A 14,393-nucleotide genomic window follows, 5' to 3' on the forward strand; every position below is an offset into this window, starting at 1 on the left:
TCCCGAACCGGGCGATAGCATGACGGAGAAGTACTACAGCGTGTAGTAGATGATCTTTCCGGGGAGATCGATGACTGACGAAGCGGTCGGCTGCTCGCGGCGGCGGTTGCTGGGCACGGCGGGTCTGGCGGGGGCGGGAATGCTCGGCCTCGGCGCGTGCGGGACACGATCGGCGAAGGCCATCGTGCCGCCCGGGATCAAAGGCAAGGTGATCGCCCGGACCGGGGAGATCCCCGTCGGCGGCGGCAAGGTCATCGACAAGTGGAAGATCGTCGTGGCGCAGCCGTCACAGGGGACGTTCAAGGCGTTCACCGCGACCTGTACGCACCAGGGATGCACCGTCGGCAGCCCCGAGAACGGCGTGATCACCTGTCCCTGTCACGGCAGCGAGTTCAACGCGACGGACGGCTCGGTCAAGCAGGGCCCGGCCGGCGCGCCGCTGCAGGAGTTCACGGTACGGCTGCAGGGCGACGGAATAATCGTCGACTAGCGTTGAACCGAACGCATCGCTCCTTCGTGGAACCCGGATGTAGGCCCGAACACGAGGAGGACCACATGCCGTTCGATCCCTCGGCCGCGCCGGCCGACGCCGAAGAGACCGAGACCCGCGTCGAACCCGGGGCGACGCGCCGCGGGATGCTGCTCGGCGTCGGTCTGGTCGGCGTCGCCGGAACACTCGCCGCCTGCGGGAGCTCGTCGAACGGCTCCGGCGGCTCCGAACACGGTGGCGGCGGGGCAGCGGCCCCGACGGGCGGCGGCGACGGCGGAGCGCTGGGCAAGGCCGCCGACATCCCCGTGGGCGGCGGGAAGGTCTTCAAGGACCGCAAGGTCGTCGTCACCCAGCCGAAGCAGGGGGAGTTCGCGGCGTTCAGCGCGATCTGCACCCACCGCGGCTGCACCGTCGACTCGGTGAACGGCGGCACCATCAACTGCCCCTGCCACGGCAGCAAGTTCAAGATCAGCGATGGTTCCGTCGCGAACGGCCCGGCCGCGACGCCGCTGCCGCGCAAGTCCGTCAAGGTGGAGAACGGCGAGATCAAGCTCGCCTGAACGCCGCCCGAGGCCCGGCCGGGCCTGACGCCCCGTCAGGCCTGGTCGAACTCAGGCGTGCGGGGCGGACTGATCGTCGGTCCACGCGGCGTTCTGCGGAAGGGCCCCGGTGTCGGCGCGGAAGCGGGGGAGCGCCGACGGGTACTTCTCCCGGATGTAGGCGATGAGGTGCTCGCGGACGTCGCAGCGCAGGTCGAACGCGCTGGCCGAGTCGTGCGCGCTCATGAGCGCGCGTACCTGGACCAGGCCGTTCGGCAGCACGTCGGTCACCTGCAACACCCAGTCCTTCTGGTCCCAGAGGGGATGGTCGCGCAGGAACCCGTACAGCTCCGTCCGCAGCTCCTCGACGGGAACGCTCCAGTCCACGTGCAGCAGCACCGTGCCGATCACCCGTGAGGTGTGCCGGGTCCAGTTCTCGAAGGAGTTGTGCACGAAGTACGACACGGGGAGCACGAGCCGCCGTTCGTCCCACAGCCGCAGCACGACGTACGTGAGGGTCAGCTCCTCGATGCGGCCCCACTGGCCCTCCACGACGAGGACGTCGTCGATCCGCAGGGCGTCGCTGAAGGCCAGCTGCAGTCCGGCGAAGACGTTGCTCAGCGTCGACTGGGCGGCGATGCCGGCGACGATGCCGGCGATGCCCGCCGAGGCCAGCAGGCCCGCGCCCACCGCCCGTACGGCCGGGAACGTGAACAGCATGGACGACACCGCGATGATCACGACGACCGCCGCGCAGGTGCGGCGTAGGAGCATCACCTGCGTGCGCACCCGCCGGGCGCGGACGTTCCGGTCGCCTTCGATCTTGGTGAGGTGGTCGAGGGCCACGTCGGTCGTGGCGTAGGCCGCCTGGATGATCAGCCAGGTCAGCGACGCGATGACGAGGAGTGACAGCGCGTGGCGGACGTCGGGCGCGGACCGGCCGAGAACCTCGCGCGGCGGCAGTCCGGCCGTGGCGCCGGCCGCGAACGCGAGGGTGAAGCCGGGCTTGACGCAGCGCCGGACGATCGGTGGGGCCAGCGGCCAGCGTGAGACGAGCCGGCTCGTGAGCGCACGGCGAAGGATCTCCACCACCAGCAGGCCGAGCAGTACCGATCCGACGAGTACGGCCAGCGCGGTGACGGTCGACACGATCAAGGTCCCCCTTCAGGTCGATGACTGAACCCTTGGCCCCGTGACGCCGTCGTTCCCACAAATCGCCAATCCGCACAAGTGACCCGAGTCACCACATTTCGTCACAGAAGCCACCCTGTCCGCCGCGCGGACTAGGCTGGCGACGTGGCAGATCCGGCGACCTATCGGCCCGCGCCCGGCTCCGTCCCCGAGTCTCCCGGGGTGTACCGCTTCCGCGACGGGACCGGCCGGGTCATCTACGTGGGCAAGGCCAAGAGCCTCCGCGCCCGGCTCAACTCCTACTTCGCCGACTTCGCGGGCCTGCATCCGCGCACCCAGACCATGCTGCAGACCGCCACCGGCGTCGACTGGACGGTCGTGCGCACCGAGGTCGAGGCGCTGCAGCTGGAGTACTCCTGGATCAAGGAGTTCGACCCGCGGTTCAACGTCAAGTACCGCGACGACAAGTCCTATCCGTACCTCGCGGTGACCATGCACGAGGACGTCCCGCGCGTGCAGGTCATGCGCGGCGCGAAGAAGAAGGGCGTCCGCTACTTCGGCCCCTACTCCCACGCGTGGGCGATCCGCGAGACCGTCGACCAGTTGCTGCGGGTCTTCCCGGTGCGCACCTGCTCGGCCGGGGTCTTCCAGCGGCAGCGCCGGATGGACCGGCCGTGCCTGCTCGGCGACATCGGCAAGTGCTCCGCGCCGTGCGTCGGCCGGGTGACCGAGCAGGCCCACCGGGAGCTCGCCGAGGACTTCTGCGACTTCATGGCGGGCGACACGGCCCGGTTCATCAAGGCGCTCGAGAAGGACATGAAGGCGGCCGCGGCCGACCAGGAGTACGAGCGCGCGGCCCGCCTGCGCGACGACATCCGGGCCCTGCAGCGGGCGCTGGAGAAGCAGGCGGTGGTGCTGGGCGACACGACAGACTGCGACGTCGTCGCCTTCGCCGACGACCAGCTCGAGGCCGCCGTCCAGGTCTTCTACGTGCGCGGCGGGCGCATCCGCGGCCAGCGCGGCTGGGTGGTCGACAAGGTCGACGACGTCACGACCGGCGAGCTCGTCGAGCAGTTCCTGCTGCAGATGTACGGCGAGGCCGCGCCGGAGGCGGTGCCCCGCGAGATCCTGGTCCCCGCGCTGCCGCCCGACACCGACGCGGTCGTGGAGCTGCTGGCCGAGCACCGGGGCGGCCGGGTCGACCTGCGCGTGCCCCAGCGGGGCGACAAGAAGACGTTGATGGAGACCGTCGAGCGCAACGCCGTCGAGGCGTTCAAGCAGCACAAGACGCGCCGCGCGACCGACCTGACGACCCGCAGCAAGGGCCTGCAGGAGCTGCAGGACGCCCTCGACCTGGACCAGGCGCCGCTGCGCATGGAGTGCTACGACGTCTCGAACCTCCAGGGCACCAACGTCGTCGCGTCGATGGTCGTCTTCGAGGACGGTCTGGCGCGCAAGAGCGAATACCGGCGGTTCTCCATCAAGACGGTCGAGGGCCAGGACGACGTCCGCTCGATCCACGAGGTGATCCGCCGCCGGTTCAAGCGCTACCTGGAGGAGACCGAGAAGACCGGCGAGCTGGACGTCCTGGGCGAGCCGGAGGCCGGCGGGCCGATCGACCCGGAGACGGGCCGGCCCCGCAGGTTCGCCTACCCGCCCAACCTCGTGGTCGTCGACGGCGGCCCGCCGCAGGTGGCGGCCGCCCAGCGGGCGCTCGACGAGCTCGGCATCGACGACGTGGACGTGTGCGGCATCGCCAAGCGCCTGGAGGAGCTCTGGCTGCCCGACGAGGAGGACCCGGTCATCCTGCCGCGCAACAGCGAGGCGATGTACCTCGTTCAGCGGCTGCGGGACCAGGCGCACGACTTCGCCATCCGGTACCACCGGACCAAGCGCAGCAAGGGCATGCTCGTCAGCGAGCTCGACGACGTCCCCGGCCTGGGGCCGGGCCGTCGCAAGGCGCTGATCAAGCATTTCGGATCCGTGAAGATGCTCAAGCAGGCCGGCCCCGACCAGATCGCCGAGGTTCCTGGCATCGGGCGCCGCACGGCTGAGAACATCGTCGCGGCGCTGCACGCCCACGACGGGGCGGTGACCGGCGCGCAGGACGGGGGAGAAGAGACGTGAACCACGCGACAGGGGCCAATCTGCCGGGCGGCCCACAAGTGCCCGACATTGTGATCATCACCGGGATGTCCGGTGCGGGGCGGAGCACGGCCGCCAAGTCACTGGAGGACCTGGACTGGTTCGTCGTCGACAACCTGCCGCCCGGTCTGCTGGCGACGATGGCCGACCTCGCCGAGCGCGGCCAGGGGGCGGTGCCGCGCATCGCGGTCGTCGTCGACGTGCGCAGCCGGGCCTTCACGACCGACCTGCAGTCGGCCTTCGACGATCTGGAGGCGCGCGGCGCGCACCCCCGGGTGGTCTTCCTGGAGGCGTCCGACGATGTCCTCGTCCGCCGCTTCGAGAGCGTACGCCGGCCGCACCCGCTGCAGGGCGACGGCCGGATCGTCGACGGCATCGCCCGCGAGCGCGAGCTGCTGCGCGACGTCCGTGCCGAGGCGGATCTCGTCCTCGACAGCAGCGCGCTGAACGTCCACGAGCTGCGCGCCAAGATCGTGGAGTTCTTCGGCGGCGAGGCGGGGGAGTCGAGCCTGCGCGCGACCGTCGTCTCCTTCGGCTACAAGTACGGCCTGCCCGTCGACGCCGACCTCGTCGTCGACTGCCGGTTCCTGCCGAACCCGCACTGGATCCCCGAGCTGCGCCCGCAGAACGGACGGGACACGGCGGTACGCGACTACGTGCTGTCCCGGCCGGGGGCCAAGGAGTTCCTCGACGCCTACACCGAGGTGCTGCGGCTGCTCGCGGAGGGGTACGAGCGCGAGGGCAAGCACTACGTCACGCTCGCCGTCGGCTGTACCGGCGGCAAGCACCGCAGTGTCGCGATGGCCGAGCAGTTCGGCGCCCGACTGGGCGATGAGGGGCTCGAGGTAAGGGTCGTCCACCGGGATCTGGGACGGGAATAACCACACGTGACTTCCCCCAAGGTCGTCGCCCTCGGCGGAGGGCACGGATTGTTCGCCTCGCTGTCCGCGCTGCGCCGGGTGACCGACCGGCTCACGGCCGTCGTGACCGTCGCCGACGACGGTGGTTCCAGCGGCCGGCTGCGCCGGGAGCTCGGCGTCCTGCCGCCCGGGGACCTGCGCATGGCGCTGGCCGCGCTGTGCCGCGACGACGACTGGGGGCGCACCTGGAGCGAGGTCGTCCAGCACCGCTTCCGCAGCGAGGGCGAGCTGCACGGGCACGCGATGGGCAACCTGCTCATGGTCGCGCTGTGGGAGCTGCTCGACGATCCGGTCGCGGGCCTGGACTGGATGGGACGGCTGCTGGGCGCGCAGGGCCGGGTGCTGCCCATGGCGTCCGTGCCGCTCGACATCGTCGCGGAGGTCCGGGGCGCCGACCCGGAGCGGCCGCAGGAGATCACGCATGTCCGGGGCCAGGTCGCCTGCGCCAAGACGCCGGGACAGGTGCTCAGCGTCTCGCTGGTCCCGCCGGACCCGCCCGCGTCCCCGGACGCCCTGCGCGCCATCGAGGAGGCCGACTGGGTCGTCTTCGGGCCCGGCTCCTGGTTCACCAGCGTGCTGCCCCACCTGAAGGTGCCGGAGCTGGCGAGTGCCCTGCTGCGCACGCCGGCCCGGCGGATCGTCGCGCTCAACCTCGAACCCCAGCCCGGCGAGACCGACGACTTCTCGCCGCAGCGGCACCTGGAGGTGCTGCGGGCGCACGCCCCCGACCTCAGGGTCGATATCGTCCTCGCCGACCGGAATGTCGTCGAGGAGCGCGATGTCGTAGAAAAGGCGGCACGTACCCTCGGAGGGACGCTGGTGCTGGCCGACGTGGCGGCGGGAGATGGATCTCCACGGCATGATCCGGCACGGTTGGCCCAAGCGTTCGCACAGATCTTTGTCAGCGGCCACTGTCCCCGGCAAGATTCGGCGAGACTGCCCTGACGGGATGATGGCTACAGGGGGAGGATCACATCCATGGCGATGACCGGCGTGGTGAAGGACGAGCTGAGCAGGCTGTCCGTCATGAAGCCGTGCTGCCGCAAGTCCGAGGTGTCGACGCTGCTGCGCTTCGCCGGAGGACTGCACATTGTCAGCGGGCGCATCGTGATCGAGGCCGAGCTCGACACCGGAGCCGCGGCGCGACGTCTGCGCAAGGACCTGGCGGAGGTCTTCGGGCACAGCTCCGACGTGGTGGTGCTGGCGCCGAGCGGCCTGCGCAAGGGCAACCGGTACGTCGTCCGAGTGTTCCGCGACGGTGAGTCCCTGGCGCGCCAGACCGGGCTGATCGACAACAACGGCCGCCCGGTCCGCGGCCTGCCCCGGCACGTCGTGGCCGGCGGCGCCTGCGACGCCGAGTCGGCGTGGCGGGGGGCGTTCCTGGCGCACGGCTCGCTGACCGAGCCCGGTCGTTCCATGTCCCTGGAGGTGACCTGCCCGGGGCCGGAGGCGGCCCTGGCGCTGGTCGGCGCGGCGCGGCGGCTGAGGATCCACGCCAAGGCGCGCGAGGTGCGGGGCGTGGACCGCGTCGTCGTCCGCGACGGCGACGCGATCTCGGCGCTGCTGACCCGGCTGGGCGCGCACGACTCGGTGCTCGCCTGGGAGGAGCGCCGGATGCGCCGGGAGGTGCGCGCGACCGCGAACCGCCTGGCCAATTTCGACGACGCGAACCTCCGTCGCTCCGCGCGGGCGGCGGTCGCGGCCGGAGCGCGGGTCGCGCGCGCCCTGGAGATCCTCTCCGACGACGCGCCCGAGCACCTCGTGGCCGCCGGCCGGCTGCGGCTGGAGCACAAGCAGGCGTCGCTGGAGGAGCTCGGACAGCTCGCCGACCCGCCGTTGACCAAGGACGCCATCGCCGGCCGGATCCGGCGCCTGCTGGCCATGGCCGACAAGCGCGCCATGGACCAGGGCATCGCGGGCACCGAGGCGAACGTCACCGCCGACATGCTCGCGCCCTGATCGGCCGGGCGTATCCCCGCAGCTCACTGACGGGCCCGTGGACGCCCTGAACGGTCGCGCGGACGGTGCCCGCACCTCGCCGACGGGCCGTGCGCGCCCTGATCCGGCGGATCAGCCGATCACGGTGATAGCGCCGAACCCGATGACCACCCCCCGCCGTCTCGACGCCCGCGCGGGCCGGCTCGCGTCCGCCGGCCCCGGCGGATGGCCCACGCCGGGTCGGGGCGATGGTCGTACCGGCGAGGTACCGCGGTGACGGGCGATCTTCGGTGCCGTCGCCGCCCTCGTCGGCGGCGGTCTGGAGTGATGCGAATCACTCGGGGGCATATGGGGTGATCTGTATCGATTTGGTCTAGACCATTAGGTCTAGACCAATTACGCTGGGCATGGTCCGCCGCCCGCCATTCGGATGTTGGCTCCCGGCAGGGCGGCGGACCGGTCGTTCCGGCCCGGTGGTTACAGTCACGTCACGACGGGTTCGGTAGGGTCGACCACGAGAGCACACGTCAGGTTCACAGGCCCCTGGGTGCCTCCGGGGGCGCGAAGCATGAGGAGATCGGTGCCGTGACCATCCGGGTTGGCGTTAACGGCTTCGGCCGCATCGGCCGCAACTTCTGGCGAGCGCTGAACGCCGCCGGTGGCGATGTCGAGATCGTGGCGGTCAACGACCTCACCGACAACGCCACGCTCGCCCACCTGCTGAAGTACGACAGCATTCTCGGCCGGCTGCCCGAAGAGGTGAAGGCCGGCGCGGACGAGATCACCGTGGGCGGCAAGTCCATCAAGGCCTTCGCCGAGCGTGACCCGGCCAAGCTGCCCTGGGGCGACCTGGGCGTCGACATCGTCATCGAGTCGACCGGCCTGTTCACCGACGCCAACAAGGCGAAGGTCCACGTCGAGAACGGCGCGAAGAAGGTCATCATCTCCGCGCCGGCCAAGAACGAGGACGTCACGATCGTGATGGGCGTGAACGACGACGCCTACGACCCGGCGCTCCACACGGTCATCTCGAACGCGTCCTGCACCACCAACTGCCTGGGCCCGATGGCCAAGGTCATCCACGACACGTTCGGCATCGAGCGCGGTCTGATGACCACGATCCACGCCTACACCCAGGACCAGAACCTCCAGGACGGCCCGCACAAGGACCTGCGCCGCGCCCGCGCCGCCGCCTTGAACATCGTCCCGACCAGCACCGGCGCCGCCAAGGCCATCGGCCTCGTGCTGCCGCAGCTCAAGGGCAAGCTCGACGGCTACGCGCTGCGTGTTCCGGTGCCGACCGGCTCGGCCACCGACCTCACCGTCACGGTGGGCCGCGAGACCAGCGTCGAGGAGGTCAACGCGGCGCTGCGCGACGCGGCCGAGGGCCCGCTGCGCGGGATCCTCACCTACACCGAGGACCCGATCGTCTCCAGCGACATCGTCACCGACCCGGCGTCCTGCATCTTCGACTCCGGGCTCACCAAGGTGATCGGCGACCAGGTCAAGGTCGTCGGCTGGTACGACAACGAGTGGGGCTACTCCAACCGCCTCGTCGACATCACCAAGCTGGTGGGCTCCCGTCTCTGAGCCGAGAGCGGCGGGCGTGAGCGCGCCGTGAGCCGGTGACGGCGAACCCACGAACGAGCGCAGCAGGTCCCGGACCTGCTGCGCTCGTTCCGACACGACCAGGAGTGCGATCAATGAGCATGTCCACGATCGACGATCTCGGCGACGTGCGCGGTAAGCGGGTGCTGGTCCGTTCGGACCTCAACGTTCCGCTGCAGGACGGCGTGATCGGGGATGACGGCCGGATCCGGGCCAGCGTCCCGACCATCAACAAGCTCGCCGACAAGGGCGCGCGCGTCATCGTCTGCGCCCACCTCGGCCGCCCCAAGGGGCAGGTGAAGCCGGAGTTCTCGCTGGCGCCCGTCGCCGAGCGGCTCGGGGAGCTGCTGGGCCGTGAGGTCCGCTTCGCCACCGACACCGTCGGCGACTCCGCGCGGGCCACGGTCGACGCGCTCCAGGACGGCGAGGTCGCCCTCCTGGAGAACCTCCGCTTCGCGGCCGGCGAGACCAGCAAGGACGACGCCGAGCGCGGCGAGTTCGCCGACCGCCTGGCCGCGCTCGCCGAGCTGTACGTCGGTGACGGCTTCGGCGCCGTGCACCGCAAGCACGCCAGCGTCTACGACGTGCCGCAGCGGCTCCCGCACGCGGCCGGCGGCCTCATCGCCGCCGAGGTCGACGTGCTCCACCGCCTCACCGGCGACCCCGCCCGGCCGTACGTCGTCGTCCTGGGCGGCGCGAAGGTCTCCGACAAGCTCGGCGTCATCGCCAACCTCCTCGGCAAGGTCGACCGCCTGATCATCGGCGGCGGCATGGCGTACACCTTCCTGAAGGCCCAGGGCCACGAGGTCGGCAGGTCGCTGCTGCAGGAGGACCAGCTCGACCAGGTCCGCGGGTTCATCGAGGAGGCGGCCAAGCGCGACGTCGACCTCGTCCTGCCGGTCGACGTGCTGGCGGCCACCGAGTTCGCCCCCGACGCGGAGCACGAGGCCGTCGACGCCACCGCCATCCCGGCCGACCGCGAGGGTCTGGACATCGGCCCGCGCACCCGTGAGCTGTTCGCGAGCAAGCTCGCCGACGCGGCCACCGTCTTCTGGAACGGCCCGATGGGCGTGTTCGAGTTCGACGCCTTCGCCGGCGGCACCCGCGCGGTGGCCGAGGCACTCATCGCCTCGGACGCGTTCACCGTGGTCGGCGGCGGCGACTCGGCCGCGGCCGTGCGCAAGCTCGGCCTCCCCGAGGACGGCTTCTCCCACATCTCGACCGGTGGCGGCGCGAGCCTCGAGTACCTCGAGGGCAAGACGCTGCCCGGCCTGTCCGTCCTGGAGGACTGATCGTGGCATCGAAACCCGCTCCGCAGCAGCGGAAGCCGCTCATCGCCGGCAACTGGAAGATGAACCTCACCCACTTCGAGGGCATCGCGCACGTCCAGAAGGTCGCCTTCGGCCTCAAGGACGCCGACTACGAGGCGGTGGACGTCGCGATGCTGCCGCCGTTCACCTTCATCCGCAGCATCCAGATGCTCGTGGACGCCGACAAGCTCAAGCTCGTGTACGGCGCGCAGGACATCTCGCCGCACGAGAAGGGCGCCTACACCGGCGAGATCTCCGCCGCGATGCTCGCCAAGCTCGGCTGCACGTACGTCCTGGCCGGGCACTCCGAGCGCCGCCAGTACCACCACGAGGACGACACGCTCGTCAACGCCAAGGTGAAGGCGGCCCTCAAGGAGGACCTGACGCCGATCCTGTGCGTCGGCGAGGGTCTGGAGGTCCGCAAGGCCGGCGAGCACCTGTCCCACACGCTCGCCCAGGTCGAGGGCGGTCTGCAGAAGGTTCCGGCCGACCAGGCGCAGCGCATCGTGATCGCGTACGAGCCGGTGTGGGCGATCGGCACCGGCGAGGTCGCCACCCCGGAAGACGCGCAGGAGGTCTGCGGCGCGATCCGCACGCGGCTGGCCGAGCTGTACAGTGGAGACCTCGCCGATCAGGTCCGCGTCCTCTACGGGGGCTCCGTCAAGGGCGGCAACATCGCCGGCATCATGGCGAAGCCGGACATCGACGGAGCGCTCGTCGGTGGAGCGAGCCTGGACGCGGGGGAGTTCGTCAAGATCTGCAGGTATCGCGAGCTACCCGTGTGATCTTGCGCATCAGACTGCGCGTTTCTGCTGAACCACGCGGTGGAACGTCGTACCCTCGGTAGCGGATGACCTGAATACGCGAACATTCCCCGCGAGCAGCGGGGTGAATCACGAAAGCGCTGAACTGCTGTGATCATCACAATCTCCATCGTGCTCATCATCACGAGCGCGCTGATGGTGCTGCTCGTCCTCCTGCACAAGGGGAAGGGCGGTGGGCTGTCGGACCTGTTCGGCGGCGGCATCAGCTCGTCACTCGGCGGGTCGTCCGTGGTCGAGCGGAATCTCGACCGGTTCACGATCGGCGCGGGCGTGATCTGGTTCGCGTCGATCATCGCGCTGGGTCTGCTGCTCAAGCACGGCCATCACGGCTGAGTACGAGCAGAACCCGCAGTGTGTTGACGGCCGCCGCTTCGCGCAGCGGCGGCAAAGGAAGCGAGGAGTAGTCCGTGGGTAGTGGCAACGCTATTCGGGGTAGCCGAGTCGGTGCTGGCCCGATGGGAGAGGCCGAGCGTGGCGAGGCGGCCCCGCGCGTCTGGGTGAGCTTCTACTGCGCGAACCGGCACGAGTCCCGGCCGAGTTTCGCGACCGACGTCGCGGTTCCCGACCAGTGGGACTGTCCTCGGTGCGGGTTCCCCGCCGGTAAGGACCCCGAGAACCCGCCGGCGCCGCCGCGCAATGAGCCCTACAAGACGCATCTCGCCTACGTGAAGGAGCGGCGCAGCGACGCCGACGGCGAGGCCATCCTCGAGGAGGCGCTGGCCAAGCTGCGCGCCGAGCGCGCCGCCATCCACGCGGCGATGCAGCGCGCTCGCAACTAGCTCCGCGTATCGCAGCACCGATCGGCCCGGTCCCGCCTCGGCGGAACCGGGCCGATCGCATCCCGCGTGGAATCCCGATCGGCGGGGGAGCCGTCCGTTAGGATGTGATCCGCGACTGGCGCATGAGGTGGAGTTCACCACCGGGGAGCGATAGAGATCTGGCACCGCGCGCCTGGGTGCTGGGAGCCGAGCCTCTACCTGGAGGGCCCCATGCATCAGCCGCCCCTGTCCCACCTCGCCGCCGCCGATCCCGACCTGGCCGGGCTGATCGAGGCCGAGGCGCGCCGGCAGCACGACAAGATCCGTCTCATCGCCTCGGAGAACTACGTCTCGCCCGCCGTGCTGGAGGCGACCGGCTCCGTCCTCACCAACAAGTACTCCGAGGGCTATCCCGGCAAGCGCTACTACGAGGGTCAGCAGGTCGTCGACCCCATCGAGGAACTGGCCAAGGCGCGTGCCCGCGAGCTGTTCGGCACCGCCCACGCCAACGTCCAGCCGTACTCCGGCTCGCCCGCCAACCTGGCCGTCCACCTGGCGTTCCTGAACCCGGGGGACACGTTCCTGTCGCTGGAACTCGCCCACGGCGGCCACCTCACCCACGGGTCGCCCGTGTCGATCACCGGCAAGTGGCTGCGGCCGGTGCACTACGGCGTGGGCCGCGAGACCGGCCGGATCGACCTGGACGAGGTACGCGACCTCGCCCGTGCGGAACGCCCGAAGGTCATCCTCTGCGGCGGCACCGCGATCCCGCGGACGATCGACTTCCCGGCGTTCGCCGAGATCGCCCGCGAGGTGGGCGCCGTCCTCGTCGCGGACATCGCGCACATCGCCGGGCTCGTCGCGGGCGGCGCGCACCCGTCGCCGGTCGGGCACGCCGACGTCATCACCACGACGACGCACAAGACCCTGCGCGGCCCGCGCGGTGCCATGATCCTGACGACCGAGGAGCACGCCACCGCGATCGACAAGGCGGTCTTCCCCGGTCTGCAGGGCGGCCCGCACAACCACACGACCGCCGCGATCGCGGTGGCGCTGAAAGAGGCCGCCCAGGAGGACTTCAAGGCGTACTCCCGCCAGATCGTCGCGAACGCCCGGGCGCTGGCCGCCGCGCTGAACGAGCGCGGGTTCGACCTGGTCTCCGGTGGAACCGACAACCACCTCATCCTGATCGACCTCACGAACAAGGAGATCGGCGGCAAGCCGGCGGCCAAGGCGCTCGACCGCGCGGGCATCGAGCTGAACTTCAACACGGTGCCCTTCGACCCGCGCAAGCCGTGGAACCCGTCGGGCATCCGGCTCGGCACCGCCGCGATCACGACCCGCGGCCTCACCGAGGAGCACATGCCGTTCGTCGCGGCGTCGATCGACCAGGCCGTCACGGCCGCCGACGACGAGGCGGCCCTCGACAAGGTCGCCGCGGAGATCCGTGAGCTGCTCGGGGGCTTCCCCATGCCCGGCTGGGCCGCGACGCCCTGACCCACGACCGACGGGAAGAATCCGGTGACCCACGGGGCGCCGGATTCTTCCTTTTCGCCCCGAAGATGCGCTGATCCGGCTGAAACGGCCGTGTAGCAACCGCGTAACAGTCGTGCGGGAGGCTTGCCGCGTTCAGTCGCTTAAGGGGATGATATGCCGCTGCTCCGCGTACGCACCGAGATCGACGACCGGCCGGGTCGGCTCGCCGTCCTGACCGCCGCGCTGGCGGCGCAGGGCGCGAACATCCTCGACCTGTCCGTCCAGGTCGACGCGGACGGCGTGGTGGACGAGTTCGTCGTGGACGTGCCCACCGGACTCACCGCGGCGGCGCTCACCGAGGCCGTCACGGTGGCATCGGGTCGCCGGACCAGCGTCGTTCCGGCGACCCCGCAGGAACTGATCGACGAGCCCAGCCGCGCGCTCTCCCTTGCCGTACGCCTGCGGTCCAACCCGCGCGCCCTGCCGGAGATCCTCGCCGAACTGCTGCGCGCCGACAGCGCGGAGTGGACCGCCGGGCCCGCCGCGCTCGATGACGACCCGGATCCGACGACGCTCACCGTCTCCGCCGGGCACCTTCACGGGGTGCTCCTGCGCCGCGAGGGCCTGCCGTTCACGCTCACCGAGATCGCCCGCGCCAACGCCCTGGTCCGTTCGCTGCTGCCCGCCCAGGGCTCCGCCCCGACCCGGCGGCGGCTGGTCCTCGGGGACGGCACCGAGATCACCGTACGGCCGCTGACGCCGCTCGACGCGCAGGCGGTACGGCACCTGCACGCCCGCTGTTCGGCGGACAGTCGGCGGCGCCGCTACTTCGGCGCGCGGCACGACATCCCCGAGCGGCTCCTGCGGGTCTTCTGCGACCGGGCGCACGGTCTCACCCTGGCCGCCGAAGGACCCGACGGGTCGATCCTCGCGCTGGCCCACCTCATGTACACGCTGGACCCGGGCGTCGGCGAACTGGCGTTCCTCGTCGAGGACGGCTGGCAGGGCAGGGGCATCGGGGCCGCCCTGGCCCGTCACCTGGTCGCCGTGGCGCACGAGCAGGGGCTGGCCGAGGTCCGCGCCACGATGCTCGCGGACAACACCCGCGTGCGCGCCCTGCTCGGCGGCCTCGGCGGCCGGTTCCGCCCGTCCGACGACCCGCGGTTGCTCGAGGCGCGGATCGCCCTCGGCCCCGACCGTACGGACGACCCGCGGCCGGTCCGGGTCCGATCGGCGCGGTGACGCGGCGGCTAT

Annotated in this window: 14 protein-coding genes and 1 riboswitch; of the genes, 13 read left to right on the forward strand and 1 reads right to left on the reverse strand. The window is 70.8% G+C overall.

Annotated elements, in window-relative coordinates:
- Positions 1-70: 70 nt before the first annotated feature.
- Entirely contained in the window at positions 71-490 is a 420-nt protein-coding gene (locus tag AB0K82_RS26385) for a Rieske (2Fe-2S) protein (protein ID WP_345347351.1), read from the forward strand.
- Between the two features lie 65 nt (positions 491-555).
- On the forward strand, positions 556-1,050 hold the full coding sequence (locus AB0K82_RS26390; RefSeq protein ID WP_364401660.1) for a Rieske (2Fe-2S) protein: 495 nt from the start codon (positions 556-558) through the stop codon (positions 1,048-1,050).
- A 51-nt stretch (positions 1,051-1,101) separates the two neighbouring features.
- On the opposite strand, the gene AB0K82_RS26395 is transcribed toward AB0K82_RS26390, so the two are convergent.
- Complete coding sequence (locus tag AB0K82_RS26395; protein ID WP_364401795.1) at positions 1,102-2,178, reverse strand: mechanosensitive ion channel domain-containing protein; 1,077 nt, start codon at positions 2,176-2,178, stop codon at positions 1,102-1,104.
- A 147-nt stretch (positions 2,179-2,325) separates the two neighbouring features.
- Between AB0K82_RS26395 and uvrC the strand changes: the two genes are divergently transcribed.
- The 11 genes from uvrC (at position 2,326) to AB0K82_RS26450 (ending at position 14,381) form a co-directional block, all read left to right on the forward strand.
- Positions 2,326-4,287: an excinuclease ABC subunit UvrC gene (gene uvrC / locus AB0K82_RS26400; RefSeq protein WP_364401662.1), complete on the forward strand. Its 1,962-nt coding sequence runs from the start codon at positions 2,326-2,328 to the stop codon at positions 4,285-4,287.
- Positions 4,284-5,186, forward strand: a complete 903-nt coding sequence (gene rapZ, locus AB0K82_RS26405) for an RNase adapter RapZ (protein ID WP_364401665.1) — start codon at positions 4,284-4,286, stop codon at positions 5,184-5,186. Before uvrC ends, rapZ begins: the two co-directional genes overlap by 4 nt.
- Positions 5,187-5,192: 6 nt before the next feature.
- A complete protein-coding gene (yvcK, locus tag AB0K82_RS26410) occupies positions 5,193-6,170 on the forward strand; it encodes a uridine diphosphate-N-acetylglucosamine-binding protein YvcK (RefSeq protein WP_364401666.1) in 978 nt (325 codons plus the stop codon).
- 33 nt (positions 6,171-6,203) lie between these two features.
- Positions 6,204-7,184, forward strand: coding sequence for a DNA-binding protein WhiA (gene whiA / locus AB0K82_RS26415; RefSeq protein ID WP_364401669.1), 981 nt, complete (start codon positions 6,204-6,206; stop codon positions 7,182-7,184).
- Between the two features lie 564 nt (positions 7,185-7,748).
- Positions 7,749-8,753, forward strand: coding sequence for a type I glyceraldehyde-3-phosphate dehydrogenase (gene gap, locus AB0K82_RS26420; protein ID WP_364401672.1), 1,005 nt, complete (start codon positions 7,749-7,751; stop codon positions 8,751-8,753).
- Positions 8,754-8,872: 119 nt separating this feature from the next.
- Positions 8,873-10,063, forward strand: coding sequence for a phosphoglycerate kinase (locus AB0K82_RS26425; RefSeq protein ID WP_364401798.1), 1,191 nt, complete (start codon positions 8,873-8,875; stop codon positions 10,061-10,063).
- Entirely contained in the window at positions 10,060-10,866 is an 807-nt protein-coding gene (gene tpiA / locus AB0K82_RS26430) for a triose-phosphate isomerase (RefSeq protein ID WP_364401801.1), read from the forward strand. The genes AB0K82_RS26425 and tpiA overlap by 4 nt, the downstream gene beginning before the upstream one ends.
- 129 nt (positions 10,867-10,995) lie before the next feature.
- Complete coding sequence (gene secG / locus AB0K82_RS26435) at positions 10,996-11,238, forward strand: preprotein translocase subunit SecG (RefSeq protein WP_345347327.1); 243 nt, start codon at positions 10,996-10,998, stop codon at positions 11,236-11,238.
- Between the two features lie 74 nt (positions 11,239-11,312).
- Positions 11,313-11,684, forward strand: a complete 372-nt coding sequence (locus tag AB0K82_RS26440) for an RNA polymerase-binding protein RbpA (protein ID WP_345347324.1) — start codon at positions 11,313-11,315, stop codon at positions 11,682-11,684.
- A 101-nt stretch (positions 11,685-11,785) separates the two neighbouring features.
- Positions 11,786-11,869: riboswitch (ZMP/ZTP riboswitch) on the forward strand.
- A 25-nt stretch (positions 11,870-11,894) separates the two neighbouring features.
- Positions 11,895-13,160: a serine hydroxymethyltransferase gene (gene glyA, locus AB0K82_RS26445; RefSeq protein ID WP_364401675.1), complete on the forward strand. Its 1,266-nt coding sequence runs from the start codon at positions 11,895-11,897 to the stop codon at positions 13,158-13,160.
- 153 nt (positions 13,161-13,313) lie between these two features.
- On the forward strand, positions 13,314-14,381 hold the full coding sequence (locus AB0K82_RS26450) for a GNAT family N-acetyltransferase (protein WP_364401678.1): 1,068 nt from the start codon (positions 13,314-13,316) through the stop codon (positions 14,379-14,381).
- The last annotated feature ends 12 nt before the right edge of the window (positions 14,382-14,393 follow it).

The sequence above is a fragment of the Actinoallomurus sp. NPDC052274 genome, from assembly GCF_040679475.1.
Lineage (GTDB): Bacteria > Actinomycetota > Actinomycetes > Streptosporangiales > Streptosporangiaceae > Actinoallomurus > Actinoallomurus liliacearum.